Source organism: Bacillus sp. NTK071 (genome assembly GCF_017303315.1).
Taxonomy (GTDB): Bacteria; Bacillota; Bacilli; order Bacillales; family Guptibacillaceae; genus Guptibacillus.
On sequence record NZ_JAFKOI010000008.1, the window covers coordinates 131,134 to 156,708 of the forward strand.

General features: G+C 37.2%; 20 protein-coding genes and 1 pseudogene. 7 read left to right on the forward strand and 14 right to left on the reverse strand.

Going from position 1 to position 25,575, the window contains the following annotated elements:
- Nucleotides 1-342 precede the first annotated feature (342 nt).
- Nucleotides 343-1,221 (forward strand): hypothetical protein, encoded by an 879-nt coding sequence (locus tag JI666_RS13935; protein ID WP_206892883.1) that lies wholly within the window; start codon nucleotides 343-345, stop codon nucleotides 1,219-1,221.
- A 302-nt stretch (nucleotides 1,222-1,523) separates the two neighbouring features.
- On the opposite strand, the gene JI666_RS13940 is transcribed toward JI666_RS13935, so the two are convergent.
- Entirely contained in the window at nucleotides 1,524-1,895 is a 372-nt protein-coding gene (locus tag JI666_RS13940) for a hypothetical protein (RefSeq protein ID WP_206892885.1), read from the reverse strand.
- A 506-nt stretch (nucleotides 1,896-2,401) separates the two neighbouring features.
- On the opposite strand from JI666_RS13940, the gene JI666_RS21930 reads away from it, so the two are divergent.
- Nucleotides 2,402-4,399: a cell wall-binding repeat-containing protein gene (locus JI666_RS21930; RefSeq protein WP_206892890.1), complete on the forward strand. Its 1,998-nt coding sequence runs from the start codon at nucleotides 2,402-2,404 to the stop codon at nucleotides 4,397-4,399.
- Nucleotides 4,400-4,753: 354 nt separating this feature from the next.
- On the opposite strand, the gene JI666_RS13950 is transcribed toward JI666_RS21930, so the two are convergent.
- Together JI666_RS13950 and JI666_RS13955 are read right to left on the reverse strand one after the other, a co-directional pair.
- On the reverse strand, nucleotides 4,754-5,206 hold the full coding sequence (locus JI666_RS13950) for a hypothetical protein (RefSeq protein ID WP_206892891.1): 453 nt from the start codon (nucleotides 5,204-5,206) through the stop codon (nucleotides 4,754-4,756).
- 39 nt (nucleotides 5,207-5,245) lie between these two features.
- The gene (locus tag JI666_RS13955) at nucleotides 5,246-6,778 is read right to left on the reverse strand and encodes a cell wall-binding repeat-containing protein (protein WP_206892895.1); all 1,533 of its coding nucleotides are present in this window, start codon (nucleotides 6,776-6,778) and stop codon (nucleotides 5,246-5,248) included.
- Nucleotides 6,779-6,944: 166 nt separating this feature from the next.
- Between JI666_RS13955 and JI666_RS13960 the strand changes: the two genes are divergently transcribed.
- Entirely contained in the window at nucleotides 6,945-8,381 is a 1,437-nt protein-coding gene (locus tag JI666_RS13960) for a hypothetical protein (protein ID WP_206892897.1), read from the forward strand.
- Between the two features lie 659 nt (nucleotides 8,382-9,040).
- On the forward strand, nucleotides 9,041-9,220 hold the full coding sequence (locus JI666_RS13965) for a hypothetical protein (protein WP_206892898.1): 180 nt from the start codon (nucleotides 9,041-9,043) through the stop codon (nucleotides 9,218-9,220).
- 378 nt (nucleotides 9,221-9,598) lie between these two features.
- Here the strand turns inward: JI666_RS13965 and JI666_RS13970 are convergent, their stop codons facing one another.
- From JI666_RS13970 to JI666_RS14005, 8 genes are all read right to left on the reverse strand, one after another.
- On the reverse strand, nucleotides 9,599-11,134 hold the full coding sequence (locus JI666_RS13970) for a YifB family Mg chelatase-like AAA ATPase (RefSeq protein ID WP_206892903.1): 1,536 nt from the start codon (nucleotides 11,132-11,134) through the stop codon (nucleotides 9,599-9,601).
- 119 nt (nucleotides 11,135-11,253) lie between these two features.
- Entirely contained in the window at nucleotides 11,254-11,997 is a 744-nt protein-coding gene (locus JI666_RS13975; protein WP_286170828.1) for a transposase, read from the reverse strand.
- A 348-nt stretch (nucleotides 11,998-12,345) separates the two neighbouring features.
- A complete protein-coding gene (locus tag JI666_RS13980) occupies nucleotides 12,346-12,906 on the reverse strand; it encodes a DUF7686 domain-containing protein (RefSeq protein ID WP_206892905.1) in 561 nt (186 codons plus the stop codon).
- Nucleotides 12,907-13,298: 392 nt separating this feature from the next.
- Nucleotides 13,299-13,751, reverse strand: coding sequence for an immunity protein YezG family protein (locus JI666_RS13985; protein WP_206892906.1), 453 nt, complete (start codon nucleotides 13,749-13,751; stop codon nucleotides 13,299-13,301).
- 9 nt (nucleotides 13,752-13,760) lie between these two features.
- Nucleotides 13,761-15,638, reverse strand: coding sequence for a T7SS effector LXG polymorphic toxin (locus tag JI666_RS21935; protein ID WP_206892907.1), 1,878 nt, complete (start codon nucleotides 15,636-15,638; stop codon nucleotides 13,761-13,763).
- Between the two features lie 20 nt (nucleotides 15,639-15,658).
- On the reverse strand, nucleotides 15,659-15,955 hold the full coding sequence (locus JI666_RS13995) for a YwqI/YxiC family protein (RefSeq protein ID WP_206892908.1): 297 nt from the start codon (nucleotides 15,953-15,955) through the stop codon (nucleotides 15,659-15,661).
- A complete protein-coding gene (locus JI666_RS14000) occupies nucleotides 15,955-16,383 on the reverse strand; it encodes a hypothetical protein (protein ID WP_206892909.1) in 429 nt (142 codons plus the stop codon). Before JI666_RS14000 ends, JI666_RS13995 begins: the two co-directional genes overlap by 1 nt.
- 614 nt (nucleotides 16,384-16,997) lie before the next feature.
- Nucleotides 16,998-17,765, reverse strand: coding sequence for a hypothetical protein (locus tag JI666_RS14005; protein WP_206892910.1), 768 nt, complete (start codon nucleotides 17,763-17,765; stop codon nucleotides 16,998-17,000).
- A gap of 213 nt (nucleotides 17,766-17,978) precedes the next feature.
- On the opposite strand from JI666_RS14005, the gene JI666_RS14010 reads away from it, so the two are divergent.
- Both JI666_RS14010 and JI666_RS14015 read left to right on the forward strand, forming a co-directional pair.
- Nucleotides 17,979-18,752: a hypothetical protein gene (locus JI666_RS14010; RefSeq protein WP_206892911.1), complete on the forward strand. Its 774-nt coding sequence runs from the start codon at nucleotides 17,979-17,981 to the stop codon at nucleotides 18,750-18,752.
- A 174-nt stretch (nucleotides 18,753-18,926) separates the two neighbouring features.
- Nucleotides 18,927-19,082, forward strand: a pseudogene (locus tag JI666_RS14015) (ATP-binding protein); the annotation flags it as partial.
- 312 nt (nucleotides 19,083-19,394) lie between these two features.
- Here the strand turns inward: JI666_RS14015 and JI666_RS14020 are convergent.
- Genes JI666_RS14020 through JI666_RS14030 form a run of 3 tightly spaced genes read right to left on the reverse strand, consistent with a single transcriptional unit; the run spans nucleotide 19,395 to nucleotide 22,681 of the window.
- Nucleotides 19,395-20,942, reverse strand: a complete 1,548-nt coding sequence (locus JI666_RS14020; protein WP_206892912.1) for a T7SS effector LXG polymorphic toxin — start codon at nucleotides 20,940-20,942, stop codon at nucleotides 19,395-19,397.
- 20 nt (nucleotides 20,943-20,962) lie between these two features.
- A complete protein-coding gene (locus JI666_RS14025; protein WP_206892914.1) occupies nucleotides 20,963-21,115 on the reverse strand; it encodes a hypothetical protein in 153 nt (50 codons plus the stop codon).
- 51 nt (nucleotides 21,116-21,166) lie between these two features.
- Nucleotides 21,167-22,681: a hypothetical protein gene (locus JI666_RS14030; RefSeq protein ID WP_206892916.1), complete on the reverse strand. Its 1,515-nt coding sequence runs from the start codon at nucleotides 22,679-22,681 to the stop codon at nucleotides 21,167-21,169.
- A 505-nt stretch (nucleotides 22,682-23,186) separates the two neighbouring features.
- Here JI666_RS14030 and JI666_RS14035 point away from each other — a divergent pair.
- A complete protein-coding gene (locus tag JI666_RS14035) occupies nucleotides 23,187-24,911 on the forward strand; it encodes a c-type cytochrome (protein ID WP_206892919.1) in 1,725 nt (574 codons plus the stop codon).
- Nucleotides 24,912-25,575 lie beyond the last annotated feature (664 nt).

Consider the following 25,575-nt stretch of genomic DNA (forward strand, 5'->3'; position numbering starts at 1 on the left):
CCCTTCAGTGCCGGCACGCAAAAGCTTAAAAAGCTTGTCAAACGCTTCTTAAGCTTCTCATCAAAGGGTCACCTTATGATAATGCCGCTGAAGCGATATACAAGGTTATTAAAACTGTACACTTGTACAACCACATCATATTCAATTGGACTTTGGGGTATTTATGTCCAATTGAATACAAGTCTAAGAACCTTAAAACAGTTGTCTAGTTTAGTGATGACAATTCACACTACTCTCTTCAATTCTAATAAAGAGGAATCAGCGGGACGGTTCTGCTGATTCACTTGCTTAAAAAAAAACAATATACTAAGTGTTCTAATCAGTAGAGTAAGGATGATTTCGATGAAAAATAACGCTTTTATATCATGGAACAATCTAGCTACGGGACGTTCATCTTATTTATATGAATTTCCAGGGAAACTAGCGACATTATGGTATGATGAAATAGTTTTACAAGTAAGTGATGACATTCATAGTAACATAAGAGATGCCATTGCCGAGAAAGAAAATTGGAATGACGATACCCATGAAGTACTACGCAATCTTCATGTACCCATATCTTTATATATCGACGACCCATGGATTACCAAATTAGAAGACACCCAACTTCTTAATCCAGGTATAGAAGTTGCTAAACACTACTTCAAAAAAAGATACCCAGAGGAACCCTTTGATGAACAGAATGCTAACCATATCCATAATGCTATAAGAGTTGGTGGAGCAATAGCAAGCTCTTTTGAAACCTGGAGGAAATTGAATGAAAAAGTAAGATGTAATTTTTTATCTAGTTATTATGAAGGGTTACTTTTAGAGGCAGTGCAAGAAGTTGAAAGCGACGATTTATACACCGAAATTATAGGTTACACCTTACCAGATATTAATGAATATTCTTGGGATGAAATAATTGATTTAAGGAACCATCCGTTTTTTGATTCCTTTCGAAATAAAGTTGCTCACTTGAATGACGCTGCCAATTCAAGTGATATTAAATTATCAGAAGAAATTGTTGAAGAGATAGAGCAAAAAGATATGAAAGAAATGTTGGAGATGTTTAGACCAACACCAAAGTCTAAAGTTATTAAAGGTATTGCAAGCAACATTCCTTTACCTATTCCTATCAATCCAGTGTCAGCTTATTATGCGATTGATGATGTAAAAAGAGAGATTGATTTAAAAAAGAAATATGGTTGGATTTATTTTTTACTTGATGGACGAAGATAGAGGTTTTCTTAGGTGTATTAGTTACATTTCATAAAACCATTCAATGGATTTGCAAAGATCTGCTTTATCCTTATATATGATTTTGAGTTTAACTGTGTATTATATACAATAAGGAAACCTCAAAATATCTTATGAGTTGCCATATACACTCCAGCCATTATAATGAATCACCGTGGAGGTTCTGCTGATTCATATTTTTACAGAAAACAAAAAACCAGGTGAGCTATTTAATAGAATGGTGAAGCTCACCTGGTTTTTCTTTAAGTCTTACAATGTAATCAGTCAATATCACAAATAATTCATCAATATACCTTCATGGTTTCTTCACCTTGAAGTGAAACACGAGAACCGTCCCCGTGATTCACAGAAATATCATCTTCTCCCATCCAAGCTTTATAGGCAGAATCTCCTCCAGGTAGAGTTTTAATAAAATTCATAATAGCGATCGTTTTATCATCCCTTACGAGTATTTTCCAGGTGTCTGGCTTATCTCCTATTAACAACTGATTGTATTCAACCGCAATCCCTGTTTTATTTAGCAATTCATCAACTGAGACATTTTCTACTTCTTTTTTCTTAATCATATTATCCACTGGTTCTGTTGTTGATGCATCACTACTACAGCCCGTAACAAACAACCCAACAACCACACACAACCCAACCCATTTTCTCAAAAAAGACCCCCTTTTGTTCTTTTTAATGAACGACAAATGAAATAAAAAATGACCTCTTGTTTTGCCAAAATATTTTCATTTTTATATTATTCTTCGTTCTTCCGTTTTTTTCCTCTTCATAAATTTAAATCATTGTGGCTGGTTCTAGTAATTCACTTGCTTTTAAAAAAGATAACCAGCTGAACTAATCGTATAATGGTTAAGTTCACTGGTTTTCTTTGAATACTATATGTGGGATATCCATTCCAAAGTGAGTCATGAGAACCGTCCCCGTAATTCTCTTCTCTGCGTATGTAAAAAAGTGTCGAACAAAACCCATCCACTTGCCTATGAAAATAGTATGTATATTTGGGCAATTATGCTATGATATTTTTTGTAAAATCCTAAATATGGAAGCTCATACTACCTATGTACATACCCGATGTAATCCGTTTCCACCAAGGAGGTGTAATAGGAAGTTTTTTTGCTTGTTCTAGTTTTAAAAAAAAGGTAAAGGGTGTGGAAATGTGAGTAAAGTTTTAGGTTTTTTGTTCGTACTTGTTTCATCGTTCGTTATAACATTCTTCTGTTCTCTGGACATAGCATTAGCGGCCACAAGCGAGAGTGAACCAAATAATAGGATTACAGATGCCGACGTTATTAATGTAGACGAGGATATCTCAGGTAAAATAAACGGTTATTCAGATGAAGATTATTTTAAATTCACTCTACCATCTGATGGTTATGTCAGAATTGAAGCTGACAACCACACAGATTACAGTACTAGTTTTGATGTTACCACCATAGAAGATGAGTATATCAATAGTTTCATAACGGATGAAAAGTTTAGCGGGAAAACCACTGCCACTATTGGGCTTGCTAAAGGAACTTATTATATTAAAGCTGAAGGTTATAGCGTGGAATCAAATGACGCTTATAGGTTCAGAGTTAATTTCACCCCCACCTCAACTTATGAAAAAGAGCCAAATAATGATTTTTCCGAGGCGACACCTTTAACGGTGAACAAAACGTATAATGGTGTTTTGTCTGATAATTTTGTAGATAGGGATTACTACAAATTCACTAATTCGAAAGCTGGAAAGTATACCTTTTCACTTGGAAACAATGGCTTATACAATAAAACGATGACGATATACGATGAAAAAAGAAACTATATGTATCAGTTTGATACAGATCGGTTATTAAAAGGTAACAGTGAACTTACATCTGGATTACCAGCTGGTACTTTTTACATTTTAATCGACGGAAGCGATGTTAAAGAAAATGCCTATGAATTTAAGGTAACTTTTACAGCTAGCGACTATTACGAAAAAGAATTTAATGATGATTTTGATACTGCTACGCCAATACAGTTAAATCAATATTATAATGGTTTTCTAACTGATTATTATGATGATGATTGTTATAAATTCGAATTAAAGAAAGATGACACGATAACTCTTATCACTCCGCAAGGTAAGGAAAAGCTCGTGATGATTCTTAATAGAGAAGATGGTCAAGTAGGTTACATTGAAACGGAAAAAGATAAAAAAGGCGATGCAAAATTAGTTAAGAAGCTTAAAGCGGGCATCTATTACGTCAAGTTTACTGACAACGATGAAGAAAACGAAGCTTATCGTTTTAAGATTTCAACATCTACATCCTCTACTGTCACTCGATTAGAAGGTCCTAATCGTTATGATACAGCAGTTGCAATTTCTAAAAAGGGTTGGAGCACTTCGAATACCGTTATCCTAACAACAGGTATAAATTTTCCTGACGCACTAGCTGGAGCACCACTCGCTTATAAAGAAAACGCACCTATTCTACTAACACAGCAAAATAAGCTAACAGAAGTAACAAAGACAGAACTGAAACGTCTAAAAGCAAAGAAAGTTATTATTCTTGGTAGCGATGATGTAGTCTCCAAGTCTATTAATACAACAATAAAAGGTATGGGGATTTCAACGGAACGAATTGGTGGTAAAGATCGCTACGAAACAGCTGCTTTAATTGCAAAGAAACTATATTCAAGTAAAGCGGTCTTAGCATACGGTTTGAACTTCCCAGATGCACTTGCGATTGCTCCTTATGCTGCTCGTAATGGAATTCCAATCCTTTTGACGAAAACAGATAGCTTACCAACGTATACAAAAACCGCACTTAAAGGAAAATCAAGTGCTATTATCGTCGGGAGCTCTGATGTTGTTAGCAAGAAGGTTGAATCTAGCTTATCGGTTTCCTCTGTTAAACGATATGGCGGAGATAATCGTTACGATACAGCTAAATTGATTATTGAAAACCTAAAGCTTGGCACGAACTCTGCCTATGTCGCAACCGGATTAAACTTTCCAGATGCTCTAGCTGGATCCGCTCTGGCAGCTAAACACAATGCTCCTATCCTTCTAGTGAATGGAAACAAAATGCCTGATTCAACAAAGAGTTTAATTTCTAAGTATAAGTCATTTACGCTACTTGGTGGCAGTGATGTTGTAGGAAATGAAATCAAAAAGATATTAGAATAGTAGATGAAAAAACAGCTCACTTATCGTGGGCTATTTTTTTCTTTAAACGTTCTAAAGATTTAAAAATTCAATATCCATACCAATAGATGAGGTCTGATCTTTGTATTCCTCAACTATGTCATAAAGAATAACCAATACTCTTCTTTCGAAACGCCAGCACCTATTATAAGGCTGGTTTGAGAAATAATATGGTCTATGAAAGTGCGGTCTAAAAAAAGACAAGTCTATTCATTGGGAACACCTCTTATAGTAATCCTAATGAATAATGATATTGAGTCAGAGGGACAGGTCCCTCAATTCACCATTTAAAATGAAATAAGCAGATCCTAGAATTAGTAGGATCTGCTTATTTCATTAATTTGCGTTTGTGTTTTCAATAAATGAAGGTTTATTCTTTCTCATTTCATCAATTATCCAAAAGATCGAGGAAATGATAACAATTATTCCTAAGTAGAAGCTATAGTTCAGTAAATAACTTAGTATATTTGGTTGATATGAAATTGGAAATACAAACACATGAAGAAGGAGGCCAGAACCAACATGGATTGACAGCGAGTAAAGCCGTCTATACTTACTTCTTGTGTTCTTTGTAAGGGTATCTGAAAGCATTGAAATTGGTATCCCAACTACGAGTACTATTGGAACAATAAGTATAATAATTAAAAATAATGATCCAATTGCCGGTGATATTTTATCAGCACCGCCTGAAATTTTATAAATTACCCCAATAATTACACCCAAAATAATTATTGACACCCATGAAAATAAAGAGGTTAGTAATGCCGTTTTTACTTTTCTTTTTAGCAACTTATTCCCTCCCCAAAAACAAAATCACCGAGGCAATTTTTATTGTACCATATTATCTATATTAGTCTGTATCTCAGTAGAAATCGCAGTAGTTCCTCCGATTAAATAGATATTGTCTAGTTTATCTTTGTTATTTAAAAGATAGTTTTCAACATTTGCATCTAAGTTATCATCTGGACTTAGAAGAGTGTGGTAGCCTCTATTCGCACCTAAATAACTTCCAATTATTCCATCAGAAGGACTAAAACCATTAGCGATTACAAATGAACTGGCTGGAACCATAAAATTCTTCCCAATATTTAGTGCAGTCTCAAATCTATTACTACCACCAATTCGTATTACATCTCCATATTCATTTAGTTCTTCCACCACAGTATTTTCTAGGGCAGCAGTACCGCCGATCACATAAAAGCTATTTATGTTTTGATTTTCCTGTAGAAATTGTTTTACTTCAGAAGGTAACGTTTTAGGACTTGAAAATAAAACAGGAAGTTCACTCTGTGCTGCAACAGAAGAAACACTGGTTTGATCGGATGAAGAAAAGCCATTAACAATTATAGCAGTAGTTTTGTTTTTAGTTACGACCTTATTGGCAACTGAAACAGCAGTAGAATAGCGGTTTGATCCAGAGATTCTTTGGATATCCTCTATACCTAGTTCTGAAAGATCATTTACTACATCTTGAGAAACTACTGCGGTTCCACCCACTATGAATACTTTATTTGGATTTAATCTTTTTATTTCATCTCTAACATTGGATGGTATTTTATCATCGAGTGTGAATAGAATTGGTGCTCCTTCTTTGTAGGAGAGGCCAATCGCCGGGGTACCATCTGCATCTGCGTCATAATTAACTAGTATTACAGATGATTCATATAATCCAGTTTTTTGAAACTCCTTACTTGCTGTAACAGAAACATTAAACCTATTTGCACCTGACATACGTTTTACACCCGGAGACAGGACTTCCCTGCTACTGTTGACTTTATTACCCGAAGAAGATTGTGCAGTAAAGTCTAGATGGTTTTTACCAAAATAAACGCCAATACTCTCTGAAAAAGATGTACCTAAAGAAAGTGGTGTACTGTAATTTGGTCTATGCAATTTAATATCATTACCAGAGGTACTTCCAGCAATATTTATCGCTTCTTCACCTTTTAATAACCTTGTGAAATATTCAGAAGGTGAGTTTAACGTTAAGCTAGGTAAAGAAGTACTCGGTGTCCCTTTAAAGGCAACTCCAGTAACACTGTAAACATAATCAACCTGTGCTTCTCCGTTATTAACCACATAAAAAACAAAATCTCCTATAGGAAGATTCTCGCCTGTGTTGAAGGATTCGCCGGTTTCTGTATTAACAATGTTATAGTACACTTCTTCAGTTTGGGGTATCTTTGTGGCTTCAATCTCAACAACTCCAGTAGATGTCGTTGAGAACTCATAGCTGTGTGTTTGTCCCATTTTAATCTTATTTTCATAGGTGACGCTCTCCGTGGCTGCTAAAGGATCGTACGGATTTAATATAATCATCATTATTGGTATTAATAGTAATATTAATTTCTTATATTTCATTAATGTGCCTCCAGTAAATTTGTAATATTTGGGGTGGAAAACTAAGTTCAAATTAGAGGACTTTGGAAAGCATACCATATTTCATTGAAATTGTAATAAAATTGTATTATTATTTGAACGGGGTTGGGACAACTAAAAGTCGAGGGACAGAGAGAGGGGCAACATCTTGACTATAAAATTTCAAAAATCAATATTTTTTTTAACGGCACTATTAACACTTACACTAGTATTTAATGAACCCGCAAATGCCAATGAGCAATTAGAAATCGAGATTGATAGTGATGGATCTTCTATTATATTGGATTGGAATTCCGTGGGAGTTTCATACGAAATTTATCAAAAAGGTGCAAAAGTGGATACTTTTTTATGGAGTGGAACGGTTTCTAATTTTACAACTAGTAAGCTTGATCCACAAAAACCATATAGTTTTAAGTTAGTTGCAAAAAATAAAGATGGAAAAGTAATAGATTTCTTACAAATTAATACTTCTTTAAATTATATTGACAATACGAGTGAAAAAATAGCTTCAAAGCAGGCAATAAATGAATCGTACATTCAAAGTATCGTTTCTAAAGATGAAATTGTTTTAGATTGGACTAAAATCCCTAACGATAATACTACTTATGAAGTATATAGGAATGGTGAATTTATAAAAGAGGTTAATGGCTTTAAATATATTGACTCAAACATCAATAATGAGGAAACATATCGATATGAAATAAAGGGAAAGGTGAAAATACATCCAGACGAACTTAAAAATAAAATTAGTGAATTGAAAAAAGCTCAAAATTCATCTAAATTAAGTGAGGATATAATAAGAAAATTGGAATACGATGAGTATTCTTTAGTTCATAATGTACTCTCTTTAAAAACAGATTTGCAGAAAAATGTTAATACATTTAAAAAAATAAGTTCAAAATCGTTGTCTCTAAGTTCTTCTCAAAGCCAATCTGCGTCTTCTAGTTACCAATATGTACCTTCTTATGCTCTTACACACTATACATGGATAAAAGATAGTAAAGTAGATCTTCCCTTATGGCCAATATATTATGCATACGGGGGTGACGGAAGAAATACTCCGTATTTATTCCAAGATGATTATAGAACAAAAGTTGTATCAACAGCTAAGTTTTATGGAGGAAGTAATATAAGTTATTCTATGCCAGTTACTAAAGCTGGAACCTCTTATGGTTATCGTATTGGTGGAGGGATAGATGTTGATCATGCTTCGATGTCTGATGTGTATCCCCATAGTATAAATAAATACTCTGATAAAATTAGTTTTGATACCCATCATTCCGTATCAAATCCTATGCAAAAATTTGTGATTAGGGGGCAAGTAGAAACTAAGGCTGTCTCACCTCCAATAGATTATGACTATAGGAGTTCTCTTTATAAAGATGGTTCTTATTCAATTAGTGGCTCTCATGACAATACTCCCAGTCATGCTATATATATTTCTACATATGGAGGCGACAGTCATTGTCTACTATACTGGCATGACTCATGGGAGAACATGTCATTTCTTACTGGGTTATTTATAAGTAAGGACTTTAAGGTAAGTGGGAATAATTCATCATGCCCATATCCATATTATTCATAAATAATAAATTCAAATTTATTTCTCCCTGTGGCTTTTATTCTTAGTAATATTATCTAGTTTTTTTGCTTTCTTGAACACTCAAAAAGGTGAAAGATTCTCTTTTTGTAGCATTGCAATCCTTTTTGAAGTGGAGTTATATTAGCAAAGCTTAGTTGTCTTACCGAACAAAAACTAAGTAATTCAATTTTATTACTATAGTAAGCGTCAATTTGTCAGATCATTTGACGCTTACTTTTACGGACATCGGAATGAATCAAGAAGACCTTCTGAAAACAGGGAAAAGTAATTAATTTATAAAGTCGAGCTTTTTAGAGAGTACTAAATGTCTCTCCGTATAGCAAAAGAGCCCTTGAATCACCGGGAATCACCGGGAATCACCGGGACGGTTCTGCTGATTCATTAGAATAAAAGATGAAAAAGATGGCTGACCTGGTTCAATTCTATGGCTGTAATCAAAGATATTTAATTAAACTCGGAAGTGAAACATAAGAACCGTCCCCGTGATTCGAGACTTCCCACACTCTTTACTCTGGCGGACAGGGTAGCAGTGTTTCTGATATCTATGTTTCCGGCACTCTTGATAAAGTGAGAGCTTCGGATGGTTACAGCTGGGAATACAGTGACATCAATTAAGCGAGGTAATAGTAGAAGGAGTTATTATGAAAACAGCAGGAGAAATAATTCAATTTGCTTTCCTATCACTAATGGGAGCATTAATCATCAAAGCCATCTTTAGTCTCTCCCTTTCTATTTTCTTGATAGCAATTGTTGCCTTTTTTGCCTATCTGATCACGAATGCGCTTCTCAAGAAAAAGTATACAAACGCTAGCTATTGGTAGTACTACCACAATGGTTGTCGGAGTAGTAGTTGGTATTTTGTCCTTTCATTTACTATCTAATATTATTATTGAAAAAAGCTGCGTTGTAGGAAATTCCTACTTCGTAGCTTTTTAAATGCTATCGTCTATGAAGCTAAATGACCCCACTACCAAATCTGGTTTGGTGGGAGCGGTTCACAAAACTCTATTGGTTAAAGAAAAGCACAATATCTCCATTTGCAGATTCAACCATAAGTGTATCTCCACTAGCGTTTGAAAATATGTGACGTTCATTTTCTTCTCTAATAGGACGCAGGGACAGGTACCTCGTCCCAATAATAATTTATTATGGTACTTCCCCCCTCTTAAGTAGACAGCACAATTCCCCTTCCCTCTCTTTCAATTCAACCCCTTCCTTACTCTTAATCTATGTACATTCTCCTCCCCTCTCTTCTGTAGCTTAACTGCCTCCCAAATATGTCCATCAGCAATAGAACTAACCTGTTGTAGGTCAGCAATGGTTCGAGCCAGTCTGATAATTTTAATCTGTGCCCGGTTGCTTAAGTGGTGCTTTAAGGACAGCTGACGAATCATTTGGTGCTGGCTGCTTGAGATGATATTGTTTTTTGTTAATCGGTCGTAAGAGACTCTGCCATTGCAGATTTGTTCTCCATAGCGGTCGTACTGCCTTTGTCTTGCTTCTGTTACTCGTTTTCGGATGAAATCTGAATTTTCCTTTTCGTTTTCCTGCTCTGCTTGCAGATCTACTGGTTTTAGGGAGAGGTGAATGTCAAACCGGTCCCGGATTGGACCTGAAAGGCGATTTTGATAGGCGATGATTTGCTTTGGAGTGCAGGTGCAATAATGTGTGAGCGAATGAAGGAAGCCACAGGGGCATGGGTTCATCGCACCTATCAGAATAAATTGAGCGGGATAATTGACGGTTGAATGCGCACGGCTGATCGTCACCTTTCCGCTTTCAAGGGGTTGCCTTAGCATATCGAGGGTCTTTTTAGTGAATTCAGCTATTTCATCTAAAAAAAGGACTCCTTTATGGGCAAGGGAGACTTCACCAGGCTTCGGATTCTGTCCTCCTCCTATAATAGATACACCAGATGCAGAATGATGGGGATTTCGGAAGGGTGGCTCGCGGGAAGATGCGGGACTACTGGTATTCAGCTGATACAAACTCATTACCTCAAGTCGAGCTTCTTCTGTCAATCGGGGAAGGATAGATGGGAAGGCTTCCGCAAGCATGCTTTTCCCACACCCCGGAGGACCTGACATGAATAAATGATGCTCTCCCGCCGCCGCAATTTCTAGTGCTCGCTTCGCGTAAGAGTGGCCGATGATTTTAGAAAAATTAACCGTGCTCTCGATGATCGCTTCTTCTTGAATCTTTGGTGGACTAAATGAAAGAATCGTCTGGCCAGACAGGTGCTGAATCACTTCATTGACAGAAGAAACATAGATAATATCCAAACCCATAAATTCCAGTTGGGGTAATGCCTCATCAAAAGGCATATATAACCTCTTAAGACCAAGCCTCTTCGCCGCCAATATGGCAGGCAACATTCCCTCTACCGGCTGAATGCCACCATCAAGCGAAAGGGCGCCGATAAACGCAAAGTCTTCTGAGAGCTTAACTTGAATTTCCTTCAAACTGAGGAGTACGCCTAATGCCATCGGCAGGTCAAATAATGGCCCGTTTTTCTTCTGCTCGGCAGGAGACAGATTGATAATAATTTTTTGGTCGGTAAGTGAATGATTCATGGAATGAAGAGCTGCGGCTACTCTCTCCTTTGATTCTTTCACAGAAGCATCGGGCAACCCCACAATAACGATAGCATCCATTCCATCAATTGCTTGGACTTCCACTCTGACCCGATACCCTTCCAAACCTCTTAGTCCTATACTGGTAACGTTCGAAGACAAACCAATTCCTCCTTATGCGTATGATAGAGAATGATTTTTTGACAAATTGCTCCGAATGAGGATTTCATTAGAAATACTAAAGACGATATATAATATAGTTACAAACACATGTCCAACCTTCACTTTAGTCGATCAATCACGCTTTTGGAGATACCAGTCACCCTGGAGATCTGACGGATGGATACCCCTTTTATTCTTTTCATTTTTGCCAAAACAACATTTCGATCTTCCCTATCCATTTGCTGGAGCATACTGTTGCTCATGATACCAATTGTACGAAGATAGTCCCTGACCTGGTCATCTGAAAGCTTTATTTTCTCATTGATATCCAAGCATTGATCTTCATTGATCTCTTGCATAAAAAGGATAAAACGTCGACGAGCCATTTTTCTATCTTTAGAGAATAAACGTAACCCCCTGTCAATATCAACAATGTTCACGATACGTACATACTCATGGATACTTGTCCACTTACTGTCCCATACACTTCTGACCAACTTTGCCTTAAGGGGATTCTGATGAATATACCTCAACACCGTCACAAAGTAAGCATCACTCTCCACATTCTCACTATTAAATCTCTCTTGAAAGAGATGACCACATCTTCCGTATTTCAAATTGTACCAGTACACATAACTTGAGCTTAGCCTCTTCATAAACATTGAAAGACTCTCCTCTGTCTCCTTTACTAACAGATGAACATGATTATCCATTAAGCAGTAGGCGTATAATTCAATGCCACTTTTCACTTTGTATCGGGCAAGAACTTCTAAAAATTTTTCCTTGTCCTCCTCATCTTCAAAAATCGTCTGACGATTGATCCCTCTAAAGACAACATGATAGACCCCTGAGCTACTTTTCAATCTAGCTTTTCTTGGCAGAGTTACATCACCTCTTATAGGTCTGTTAAATAGAACAGAATTGAAAATAAGTTTGGAATTCTAAGGAAGGAAATAGTGAAAAGGAATTAAGAGTTAAAAAAATGTGGTGGCTGGATACTGGAGGGTACTTCTACAAAAGGGGAAAAGAGGTGTCTTGTGTAATCACTAAACGGAAGCACTTTTATTAATTAGACACGAATACAAAGAATCCTTCAACAAAATCAATTTTAAATTGCGATAAAATGAAAAGAAGGATGACAGCGGGAGTATGCCTGTGTCCCGCCAACACTTTTGTGGCAAAGGACAAGACTTTGTACCTCTGTTATGAACCTACTCCACATCGTCTGTCATATCAAAAAATTTCATTTGAATTTGAAATCCTTCAAAGCTTTTCACCATCTCACCGAATTGTTCCCATGTATAAGGTTGTCCATCTATCAAAACCATAGGGAAAGAAGGGCTCATCTCATCGTGATCTATACGTCCAACTACCTCATCATCAATGATGGATTGATATTTTTGACCATCCGGAAATACTCCTACCTCTGTAAACTGTTTTGATACACCACGCTTCACTTTATCTAAAAGTCTCTCATATAATTCAGTTTGATTGCACTCTAGCTCACCATGCACAGCAAACTCGTAGCCATATTCTATATTCTCAGTAGCCTCCAAGAATAGACCCTCTGGATGAAGGCGCTGTTGAACTGTAAACATCCTACTAGTTCCAGAGTAATCGGTCACTTCTAATTCTTCAGGTATGGTATCTAACTTAACTCCTACTTCATCGGCAACCACATCGTTAAAACAACTATCGCATAGCCGCTCCTGCCAAACATCAGTTAAAATAATGGTAGCTTTACTATTCCCACAACGATCACACTTTTTCATAACGATCTCCCTTAATTAGTTCATAATATTCTTACGTTTTGCGTTTTCTTCATTATGACATAAGTTAAATGAGAGAAGTAAATTCAATTCATCAAATACTGACAATTCTATTCTAGTCTGTCTCTCCAACTTCACTACCTGCAAAACTAGGATCAGAGCCACTATTATTTGTGATAATGGCTCACTAATGACACGAGTGGATCATTTTCTTGCCCTAAGTGGCTCAAATAGTTGGCAGACGTGGGTAACACATGTCCTTCTTGAGTGGGACATTAAACCTGTCCCCGTGTCCCTCCTAAGTGGATCAAATAGATGGCAGAGGTGGGTCTAACCTATGTCCTTTTTTAGTGGGACGAGGAACCTGTCCCCATAGCCGTCAGTGAAAATATAATTCATAGATCATTCTTTAACTCTTCAAACCACTCTTCAGCAACATGATCTGCCGTTTTAACATCATCGTGCGTATATACTAATTCATACTTATAATCTGCTTTAAAGTTTCTACTCTTAACGTCATAGATTAACTTCATCTCTGTTGGTATATCTCGATTATACTCCCTACACAATTCTTCAATCTTTTCAATATCTTCACTTATTATACGTAATACCATGAAACCTTTCTTTGGTGATACATCAAATTTTTTATCCCCGGCTTCTAATGCATCGTTTAAATTATGGGGCTTTACATACTTATTATTAACCAAGTAAAAAAACTTACTTGAAATAATCCCTTCCTCTCGCGAAGCATATACATATACTTTATCCGCTCTATCTTCCACATATTCCATGCAAATTGATATCATATCTGCTTGCAATTCACTGAACTTATCTTCAAATTCTTTCATAAATAATTTTCACTCCTTAGTATTTTTAATAATTTTAAAGTACCACTCACCATCAATTGTATAATTAACAATAAACTTCTGAGGTCGCACATCATTCCCATCGTAAATAATTTCCACATCAGTCGTTACTTTTTTAGGAGGAACCTCTTTCAAAGCTGTAGCCCATTCTTCTTCTATTTTCTTATATTGTATTAAGTTAACCTCACTCAATTGTGATACCAAATTATCTATTTTAGGTGACCCTCCAAATCTATCACCCGCTAAATGCCCGGCGTGATCTTGCCCTTTTACTTTACCAAGAGTATTTTTGCTGTGTGATAGTCTCTCTGTTCTTGATGTTAATTGTAAATTTTCGGTTGCAAAACTTACAATCCTACCGGCATTATCAGTTTCATAAATATAATCATATTCCCCAGTAATATACCTAATATGGGATTTTAATCTATTTTTCCTACCATTGGTAAACTGTTCTCCACTTTTAACCAATGTCTTAATCCCACTTGTCCCAGTGATAGTTTTATTAGACCCTTCAGTACTTCCCTTCCTCTTCCCACTACTAAAGTGAAGTGTTTCTTTAGCATCGTTCAACATATCTCTCACTGCAAAATCAGAAACATCATCAACTCCCGCAAATGAATACTTCGTACGAAACGGAACCTTATAATCGAGGACCTTTCGCACAATCTCTTTCATATCCACTCGCGTATTAATCAGTGGCCCACGCACCACTTTTTGGTAAGTCTCTTTCATAACTTTCCTTGTTCCATCCGGATGAACCGTATGCTTGATATTGCTCATTTTTGCGGTGCCGCTTTTAGGTACACTCACCTTTGCCCCTGCTACCATCGAAGCCAGCCCAAAACTACTCAACCAATGCTCTTTCGAAAAATCGTCTTCTGGGTTCACAGCACCTTTCACCAGATCCGCTCCACCACTCGTCAAGTAATTCACAAAATCATAAGGTGAATCCATAGCTTTATCAGATCGTTCGTCCATTGCACTAACAGTACCTGTTACGCCATCGAACAATCCGGAGGTGAGGTAATTCCCGAAGTCGTAAAGAGAATCCATTTTCTTATCCCCACGCTCTTGAAAGCCAGCCCAAAAATCAGTACCAATCTCTTTAAAACTATTAACCGATTCAATAAAAGGATTCTCGTTTTCCTCCACAGTCGACTTAACTTCCTGTGAAGTTTGCTCTTTCTTCACGCTAGCCGCTTCCGCTTGGCTCGCAGCAATCGCCGAATAAATATCACTCGAATGAAAAGATGCGGCGTCGTAGTAGATCGATGAAACCTGATTCCTTTGACTCGATGCATTCATTAATTCATTGAACAAAGCGGTTAGGACTTGCTCATCGCTTTCCAACATCGTGTACTTACTCGTTAATTCTTCATCAAATTGTTCAACGCTCTCGATCGTCTTTTCTCGTTTCACCTTTGCTTCATCAAGATGTTGATCGACTTTATTTCTTGAGAATACTTGTAGTGGTTGAATGTCGCTGATGCGATCGAAAATCCGCTGCAGATCTTCCTGCTGCTCTGCAACCATTTCTCTCGCTCTACTTTCACTATTCGATAGCTCATCTTCTAGAAAAGGCAGCTCAACGGTTTCGTTTTCAAGATTTCTTGCCGCAGCCCCTTCAGGAATCTCACTAAAGAAAGCGATATTTCGATCAACAAGCTGAAGCCATAAACTTAACACATCAAGTTGAGCCTGATAAAACCCTTTAATCGCATCGGCACCTTTGCCTTTAAGGGCTTCATCAAGTTCAACGATGCTTTGAAAAGCCTTTTGAAGGGTGAGCAACTGTTCTCGTAGCGTCTCGTATTCCCTTTTTCTTGTCGACATCGTATCAAATAAGGTTGAAGCTTCATAGACTTTCACTTATAACGACTACCCCTTCTTTAAGATCTTGTGATCGCTTCATCCTGCTCTTTAAGTGAATCCACATTCGCTTTCGTATCCTCTAAGTTTTTTTGGACAACCGTCATATAATCCTTCATTAAACTTTGGAGGTTTTGTTCACGATTAATCCAGGCATCTGTATAGTTCATTTTGTTACGCCCCAGTTGACCTGCTGAAGGCTCTGGTAACGTGAGATGTTGAACGGCATTTTTCGCTTCTTCCAATTTCGTCATCACTTCTGAATAATTGAGTTTAATCTCCGTAGAAGATCCTCCGCCTGAAACGGCTTTATACATCAGAAAATCCTCCCTTTTATATGATTGATTTTTGCTGATAAATCTTCCGCATAATCTCCACCTTTATGTAACAAAGATTCTGCTTCGTGTGCGAGACTCCCCAGAAAGCTATAGTGACTTTGCTGCGCTTCAAGAGTGTGAATCCGAGAGTCTATGACCCTTTGGTACAGATCGTACTGCTCATTCCCTATCTGAACCATGAATTGATAGGAAGCCTCTCGATTAGCATCATATTTATCGGAGAGTGGTCCCACCCATTGATCTGATAAATCAGGTCGTCGCAAATTCCGAATTTCCCCAAGTAACAAATTTTGTTCACGATTAATTTCAGCTCTCGCTTCTCGTAGCCTGCGCAAGTTATCAGCTATTTCACTCGATTTTCCATTTAACAGTCCTTGAAGACTACTTAACTCACCATAAATCCCCATGCCTTCACCTCAATACCTTCAATATGAAATCCTCTTCATAAAAGGATTTATCCCGATATCTATCTTACCATTTACCCAATTCAATTTATTTCCAATCAATAATTTTTCATAAAAAATGAGCTAATAGTAGGGGAATCATGTACTGATTAAACTTAATAGTCATGTTTCAGCTCGGTAATTCCTGTGGGGACACGTCTTGTCCCAAAATAAAACATTTCATTACAACAAAAATGCCCACCAAGCGGCTGCATCAGCTAACTCAGCGGGTTTCCTTCATTACTTCTTCAGCGTATAATATTTTCGCTTGCTTGAACAGATCCAGTGGGACGAGGTACCTGTCCCCAGTCCCTCCCGCAATTGATGGCTCAAAACTTCGCACAAGTGGCTTTTTCGTTCCGCAATACTCAGGCATAGTGGTAAACAGCTTGGCATTTGCTGATACATTTCTTGTCACTAGGTGGTAAATAGACTGTCATTAGTGGTATATTTCACTGGCCGTAATCAAGTGGACCATTTTCTTGTCCTACTTCACTGATTGGGACGAGGAACCTGTCCCAATGGCTCTCGGAAAATGAATCACGAGAACCGTCCCCGTGATTCACCGTGATTCAAGTTTAGAAAAGCATGAAATTCTGGAGCATCTCTTCCAATGCAGAAAAAAGGACATTGGCCATTATCCCCAGCGTAATCAACATTGCTAAATAGGTGGCAAGCGTACAATAAACCAAATCCAATCCTGACATTGTATTTTTGCTAAACGTTGTGATGACCATTGGTGGAACGGTTAAGAGGGAACCTAAAAATCCTAGTAGTAATACAACGGCAAAAAACTTTATTTGCAAAACTGCCATAACAAATGCTACTACAAATAGACCCAAAAATGGAATAAGAAATACACCGAACCTGGATATAACTTCTTTATAGCTCGCGTTTCCTTTTCCAAGTTTGATAGACACAAATGTATAAGTGCCTACTAATAAAATAAAAATAGCATACCCAAATGCAGGTTTAAGAACAACATTTAAAAATGGATTTTCGATATACTCTGTGTATTCTTTAGCCCCAAAGTAAACCATTAAAGGTAAAAATAAAGCATATAAACACACGGTTATCATTGCATTAAGAATTTGTTCAGCTCCAACGTATTGAGCTTCTCCATAAGGTTTTTTCAACACCTTTTTAAATAGAGCAAAATAAGAACTTGAAGTGTTCTTTATATTGCTAAGATTAACGTTCACTCCGGATGGGGTTATTTGGTTATTTGCAATTTCATAAGTTGACCTACTCTCCCCTTCAATACCTACAGTAACCAAGGGGGTACCACACTTTCCACAATATTTCCCTCCCCCGCTTTGAATTACTTTACAAGTTTCACAATACATGACCTCAGCCCCTCTCTCGTTTTCTCGTAAAAAAATAAATCAATAATTTATTTATAATTATCAAACAGTAAATATATACCTTATTTTATGGATGAATGGAATTTAAGAGAGTAGTACGTTCTAAAGAAACGCTCTCTAAAATACGTTAAGAGGGTTGACAATGATTGGTGCAAGTCAACGTATAAACGTCATGTATAAGGGGGAGATGGACAAATGCGGGGGAAGATGCTCATTCTATGTCTGTTCATTGTAAGTGGGTGTAGCATGCCATCATTTGTTAGTAATCAGTTTATCGATCCAGAGAAACTCATGAAAGAGGCACAAGAGAATATGATGGAGATTGAATCTATGAAAACGGAGGGGAAGATAAATTTCGAAGGTAACCTTGCAGGAATTCCTTATACTTACAACGCTACGAATGATTCTCAGGCGAAGATGGATGAAGGTATCATTATTGAAGCCTATATGACCATTGCTGCTGAGGGAACAGGAATACAACCTTCCACAGAACAGATTTATTTTAGTACCTCCGAGTACGGTATTTATGATCAGTCTACAGATTCTTGGGATTTGACTGGTTATCTTCCTGAAGAACAACTACTCATTGATTTATTTTCAACCTCATTAAATCCTTCCAATTCAATGAATCAGTATTTCGAATCGAAAATTGATACCAAGTTAGACGTAATCGGTCAAGAAACAATCGATGGGGTAGATTGTGTCGGTATCTATGTTGAAACAAATGCAGATCAAATGATGTCTGAAATCTCCCCACTTTTCTCCTTTTTCGCCGGACCTGCCGGAAAGTTATCCACCTCTCTTACAGGTGCATTAGTAAAGAATTTAGAAATCACTTATTGGATTGGAAAGCAGGATAAATTAGTTTATAAGCTAGAAACAAAGTTGCCAACACCAATTTTTGATTATACCTCTACCCTACGGATATATGAGCACAATAGCGAATTTGTTTCACTTAAAGATAGATAAGGAGATGAAGAAACACTAGAATCACCGGAACGGTTCTGTTGATTCATTAAAGTAAAAGATCAAAAAGAAGGGGAACAAACCATATTCATAATTCAGTCACCTTCTTTATATGGATTGACTTAATATTATTTATCTAGTTAAAAAAAGGAATCACGAGAACCGTCCCCGTGATTCACGACAAATCTTCAATTTGGTGAATGGAATCACGTTTTTGGTGACCCTATTTTAACTGAGGCCGTGGTAGATCTGTTGATTCATCACTCTCATCTCGTCCTTTTTAAAAGAGATAGTGGGCGTTTAAGAGAATCTATATTTTCTAGACAAAAGTAAAAGTGGGACGTTAGGAAGTGGCTACAAACTCTTGCCAAATACAAAGCCACTATCATTTATGATAGTGGCTCACTTATGGCACGTGTGGTTCATTCTCTTGTCCTAAGTGGATCAAAAGATGGCTGAGGTGGGTCTAACCTATGTTCTTCTTCAGTGGTTGGGACGAGGTACCTGTCCCCATAGCCGTCCTGACAATAATTCTAGCGTTTATAACTGGGACACGGAGTCTGTCTCTCCAACCTCACTAGCTGCAAAATGAAGATTAAAGCCACTATCATTTTTTGATAGTGGCTCACTTATGGCACGAGTGGATCATTTTCTTGTCCTACATAGATCAAAAAGATGACAGAGGTGAGTCTGATCCATATTCTTCTTTAGTGGGACGAGGAACCTGTCCCCATGGCTCCTCAGGGAGTTGAAAAACTTATTGAAGTTCCCACTCTTCGCAGTTGGTATATCATCAACAGTTAATTTTGTTATTTCATTAGCTATACGTTTCTCGTCACTAACTACCTCTCTCTTTCCAACACTAAAATGAACCGTTTCCCTAGTATTCTCCAAAAAATCTCTCACAGTACCATTTGGAACATCACCAATTCCTGCAAAAGCATAATTCGTTCGCAACGGAAGCTTATAATCGAGAACCTTTCGCACAATCTTTTTCATATCCACTCGCGTGTTAAATAGTGGCCCCTGCACTACTTTTTGGTAGGTCTTTTTTATGGCACTCTTTTTAACATCAGGGTGAAGCGTATGCTTGACACTATTCATCTTCATAGTGTCCATTTTAGGAACACCAACCTTCGCCCCAGCAACCATCGATGCCAGCCCAAAACTACTCAACCAATGCTCTTTCGAAAAATCGTCTTCAGGATTTACTGCACCTTTCACAAGATCCGCTCCACCACTCGTCAAGTAGTTCACAAAGTCATAAGGTGAATCCATAGCTTTATCAGATCGTTCGTCCATTGCACTAACAGCACCTCTTACGCCGTCGAACAATCCGGAGGTAAGGTAGTTACCAAAGTCATAGAGAGAATCCATTTTCTTTTCGCCACGCTCTTGAAAGCCAGCCCAAAAATCAGTACCAATCTCTTTAAAACTATTAACCGATTTAATAAAAGGATTCTCATTTTCCTCCATAGCCGACTTAACTTCCTGTGAAGTGTGCTCTTTCTTCACGCTAGCCGCTTCTGCTTGGCTCGCAGCAATCGCCGAATAAATATCACTCGAATGAAAAGATGCCGCATCATAGTAGATCGATGAAACCTGACTCCCCTGAGTGGAGGCATTCATTAGTTCACTGAACAAAGCGGTTAGGACCTGCTCATCACTTTCCAACATCGTGTACTTACTCGTTAATTCTTCATCAAATTGTTCAACGCTCTCAATCGTCTTTTCTCGTTTCATCTTTGCTTCATCAAGTTGTTGATCGACTTCGTTTCGAGAAAAAACATGTAGTGGTTGAATATCGCTGATGCGATCGAAAATCCGTTGCAAATCTTCCTGCTGATCAGCAATCATCTCTCTCGCTCTACTTTCGCTATTCGATAGCTCCTCTTCTAAAAAAGGCAGCTCAACGGTTTCATTTTCAAGATTTTTTGACGCAGCCCTTTCAGGAATCTCACTAAAAAAAGAGATATTTCGATCAACAAGCTGAAGCCATAAACTTAACACATCAAGTTGAGCCTGATAAAACCCTTTAATCGCTACAGCACCTTTGCCTTTAAGGGCTTCATCAAGTTCTACGATACTTTGAAAAGCCTTTTGAAGGGTGAGCAACTGTTCTCGTAGCGTCTCGTATTCCCTTTTTCTTGTCGACATCGTTTCAAATAAGGTTGAAGATTCATAGACTTTCACTTATAATGACTACCCCTTCTTTAAGATCTTGTGATCGCTTCATCCTGCTCTTTAAGTGAATCCACATTCGCTTTTGAATCACCGGGACGGTTCTGCTGATTCAATTGCTTACATAAAACAGAGAAACCAACTGAACAAATAATTATTTTTCTAGTATTTCTTTGATTATCCATTTCTTTGATTATCCATTCCTTTTTCTAATTTATTGAATTACGAACGATAAATTAATCCCTCAGTCTTCTCACGTTCCCTATAAATTTTGCTATTTGAATTGGGAAATGATTGGATGTGATTTCACCTATTACTATTCTTTTTGCTCCCCTTATAATCATTGTATCTTCTTCTGGATAACGTTCAATTATATTCATTCCTGCAACTTTGGTACCCCGGTGAAGTAAAAACAATTGCCCTTCTCGTTCAGCAAAACATGCTTGTTGCCTTAACCCTTCAAAGCCTATATTAAACTCACAATATACATTTCCATTTTCTTGTGGATCTTCAAACCAAAGTCGATTCCACCACTTTTGATCTACATGGCTGCAACTAATCCCAAAATCTAATGCTGGGTACTTAACATTAAGATTATATCCTTTAACATATTCAGTTTCCTTTACAGAATCTGTGTGATTATTAAGTGTCCTTATCATTATAGCCCTACATATTTCGATTGCTTCTTTTGACTCGATGAACCTAAAGGAGTCAGAAATCATTTCATTCTCACTTTTAGAAGCTAAATTGTATGCCATTTGCAAGTCAGTCTCTACATTTTTCCCTTTAGATACTATTGGATTGATATGTTCTTCTATAACTCTAGAAAAGAACTTATACATATTAATATTATTATCAAAACCATACCCCGTACCTGGATATGGTAATAAAAATATATGTACCGTTTTGTGATTAATAGTAATTTCACCTTTAAAATTTTTCATATCAGTTATTTCTTCAAGACCTGGTATTTCTAGAAACTCGATTCCGGGAAATATCTTTTCAAATATCCCTCTTTTGTACTCAACTCCCCCTAGCCCAATAATAATTTTGGCTGGAAATGTGGTAAATGCATTTTGTAGAATGTTACTCCTTACTTCAGCATCTATTTTGTAATCACTAAAGTGATTAGAACATTCATTTCTCATATTCTTTTGATTAAAAGCCTTTAAATATGGATTTCTATTAGATGCGTCATGATAAATATTCCAGTACTCTTTCCCCCACCACCCTTCATTCGGTCGAGGAAGAGGGCGCCAATCAGCTAGGGCTGTTTGTACTCCTTCCTTCGGCTCGAATAGGCTCTCCACAATATAGCTTTTGATTATATCTCTTGCACCAGCCTTTTCATCTCCATCCTTAGGAAACCAATAGTCTATAGATTCATTACCCTCAATGGCAAGACACATCCTGGCTATAGTTGGTAAAAATGTTCCTTTGGTAAAATCATTTTCATTAACCTCTTTCCCATGTTCATTTAAGTATTTATTAACTTTGGCAGCACCTTTACTTGCAGAAGGTTCCCAGAAGCCTTTTGTCCAGTCTTCACGGTCAATACAATTCAAGTAATTTTCATCTTCATCTCTACCATAATACTGACACCTTGCCTCAACATTCGCTTCTACAGTATTTCCTCCAGTCCCTTCTTCGTTTCCGAAAAAAATTATATCCGCTTCAGGGAAATTTCCACACCCTATATAAGATAATAACTTCTGATATTGTTCGTTGTTCATTCTCCATCCAGTTTCCATTTCGTAACCCCTCCATTACCTATAGACTATTTTATCTCTATTGAACATCGTTCATTATAAAGAACGATAGATGTTAAATCCCCCATTTCATTAATATATTTTGATAACCCCCATTTAATTATTATCGCAACTCTTTTATTCGGGGGTCTATTTTCCTATAATAAAAATTCCATACAATACCGGAATAACCTTTAATTATTTTCATATACACTTTATTTGAGAGGGAATCATCAGGAGGGTCTTCTAATGCACTCGCTTACACGAAAAAAGAAAAGCAGATCAACTAATTAAAAAATTGTTACCCAAATATATATATTAAATTTATATAACTTAAAGTGAATGAAAGGGTCCTTCCCCTAATTCCAGAAAAAATAGTCTTTTCTCTTTAAAACTCTTAATGAACCGAAATAGACTAAAATAGTACTAAAGTTATATAAAAAATTGCGTTCTTTTTCCTTTTTTTAACTGTATAATAGTAATATATAACTATACAAGAGGTGAGTACATGTTCTGTGCCAATTGTGGACAACAGTTGCAAGATGGAAGTCAATTTTGCTCTTCTTGTGGGAATCGTATCGAACATCCCACTCTAAGCAACAAACAAGAAATAAACAACTCTCCTTTAGAAACAGATTTTTCTAATCAAGAAACGATTGAAGATGAAGAATTATTACTGTATTTTGTTGGTGAAGAAAAACAGGATTATTATTTGGAGAAATGGAAGAAAGGAAAAAAATCTTGGAATTGGGCAGCTTTCTTCGGAGGACTTTTTTGGTTAGGCTATCGAAAAATGTATTCTACTATTCTCATAATCGCAGCATTGTTTATCTTGATCGACGTTATTGTGGCTTTATCGGGTATAGATGGGTGGCGTATAGATGCTGCATTATCATGGGGTATAGCTTTTTCATTAGGGGTTTCAGGAAATTACACCTATAAAAAGTTTGCCCTGAAGCGAATCAAACAACTTAAGGCAAGGAACGCAACCATTAACAATTTAATAGATGATATCCGGACTAAAGGTGGTAGAAGTTGGAGGTCTCTTTTGATTTCAGTAGGAATGATGGTGGCCTATGGAATAATAAGTGTATTAATCCTAACCTATATACCTCCTCTTACCTTACCAGGTCAAGAACAAACGAATGCTAACACAAAGTTAGACATATCCTCACCTTCTAATGGTGTGGAAATGAATAAAGTTGATATCTCTAAACTGATTGACCATAATATTCAAGCCCTACAAGATGAAGATATCGACTCCTATATGAGTACGATATACAAAGACAGCTCCTCTGAAGATGATTACAATCAAACCTTGGAATTGCTAAGTACCATGTTTGATGAATTTGACTTAAATCAAGAAGTAACTGGGATGACGTTTTTATCTATTAATGAAAATGAAGCAAAGGTTCGCCTAACTCAAACTACCACATTGTTAGAGGGGGCTGATTTCAGAGACAATAAGAGCATCCTCATACATACTCTAAAAAAGCAAAACGGCCAGTGGAAATTTCTTAAGAGCGAGGTAGAATCGATTGAATATCTAGACGCGACCAATGAGTCTGATAACGTGAGTGAAACCATAACTTCAGACGTTTTCACCCTATCTCCCCAGAGTATTTGGGACTTCTCCTTGAATAAGGAGATAGATTTGAACGGTGACGGTACAATGGATACCATTACGTTTAAGGGCGGACCTATGAGAGATGATGAATATCTAAATGAACAAGTAGAGATTAAAATAGAGATTAATGATCAAGAAACTGGTATTTCCGTTGATGCAGAATCTAATGCTTCTCTTTTTATCTATGATATAGATCAAGATGGATGGGTAGAATTCTTATATGAAACAGGAGGCCGTCTTCCTGCTGTAGATATTTATCAGTTCGGGGAAGAGGGACTGGAATATGTCGATTCTATAAATGGAAAGTTTGAAGATGCTCAGCCATTTGAAGTTACAACGAGTGAAGAGATCTATTCTTATGAGGAACCTTCTCCTTCTGATATATACGAAGAAGCAAGCTATATCCTTCAACAAAGCTGTATAAGTTGTCACGGAAGTAACTTAGAAGGCGCTGTGGGACCTCGTTTATTGAATATTGGAGGTAAGTATTCACAAGAAGAAATTCAAGAAATAATTGTTAATGGCAAGGGGAGCGGCATGCCAGGTGGATTAATCTCTGAAGAAGATGCATCTAAACTTGCAGAATGGTTAATAACCTTGAAGTAAAGGGACGTAGGGACAGGTGCCTATTTCCCCATGCCCGTCGCTCCTCGTTGACCATATTAAAGAAGAGAGTCTCTGGTGAAATTTAGTGGCTCTCTTCTATGCATTCACTGGCTCCATTCTCCGCAATTGATGGCTCATAATTCCGCACAAGTGGCTTTTTCGTTCCGCAATACTTAGGCATAGTGGTAAACAGCTTGGCATTTGCTGATACATTTCTTGTCACTAGGTGGTAAATAGACTGTCATTAGTGGTATATTTCACTGGCCGTAATCAAGTGGATCATTTTCTTGTCCTACTTCACTGATTGGGACGAGGTACCTGTCCCCATAGCCGTCTAACCGGTGGCTCTCTTCTTTGCATTAACTGGCTTTATTCTCCGCAATTAGTGGCTCAAAACATTGCACAAGTGGCTTTTTCGTTCCGCAATACTCACCTGGTCCAAAGAACTGCCATCGGAATGTTATCTTCAGTCAAAACTACTTAAATCATAATGGATACCCATCTTCCAAAGAAGGTGGGTATTATTTTTGACGCTTACTTCTTTAGTGGGACGAGGTACCTGTCCCCATAGCCGTCAAGCTAAGCTAATTGTTTTTGATACTCCGCCTTTAAACGTTATCCTTCCTAGAAGAATATTCTAAGGAAGGAAGATAATGTGGGTATT

Excerpts from the sequence above, each read along its gene's own strand:
- JI666_RS13935 (WP_206892883.1), top strand. The coding sequence starts at position 343 with ATGAAAAATAACGCTTTTATATCATGGAACAATCTAGCTACGGGACGT.
- JI666_RS13955 (WP_206892895.1), bottom strand. The coding sequence starts at position 6,778 with ATGAAATATAAGAAATTAATATTACTATTAATACCAATAATGATGATT.
- JI666_RS13965 (WP_206892898.1), top strand. The coding sequence starts at position 9,041 with ATGAAAACAGCAGGAGAAATAATTCAATTTGCTTTCCTATCACTAATG.
- JI666_RS13980 (WP_206892905.1), bottom strand. The coding sequence starts at position 12,906 with ATGAAAAAGTGTGATCGTTGTGGGAATAGTAAAGCTACCATTATTTTA.
- JI666_RS13985 (WP_206892906.1), bottom strand. The coding sequence starts at position 13,751 with ATGAAAGAATTTGAAGATAAGTTCAGTGAATTGCAAGCAGATATGATA.
- JI666_RS13995 (WP_206892908.1), bottom strand. The coding sequence starts at position 15,955 with ATGTATAAAGCCGTTTCAGGCGGAGGATCTTCTACGGAGATTAAACTC.
- JI666_RS14000 (WP_206892909.1), bottom strand. The coding sequence starts at position 16,383 with ATGGGGATTTATGGTGAGTTAAGTAGTCTTCAAGGACTGTTAAATGGA.
- JI666_RS14005 (WP_206892910.1), bottom strand. The coding sequence starts at position 17,765 with ATGTATTGTGAAACTTGTAAAGTAATTCAAAGCGGGGGAGGGAAATAT.
- JI666_RS14010 (WP_206892911.1), top strand. The coding sequence starts at position 17,979 with ATGCGGGGGAAGATGCTCATTCTATGTCTGTTCATTGTAAGTGGGTGT.
- JI666_RS14025 (WP_206892914.1), bottom strand. The coding sequence starts at position 21,115 with ATGGATAATCAAAGAAATACTAGAAAAATAATTATTTGTTCAGTTGGT.
- JI666_RS14030 (WP_206892916.1), bottom strand. The coding sequence starts at position 22,681 with ATGGAAACTGGATGGAGAATGAACAACGAACAATATCAGAAGTTATTA.
- JI666_RS14035 (WP_206892919.1), top strand. The coding sequence starts at position 23,187 with ATGTTCTGTGCCAATTGTGGACAACAGTTGCAAGATGGAAGTCAATTT.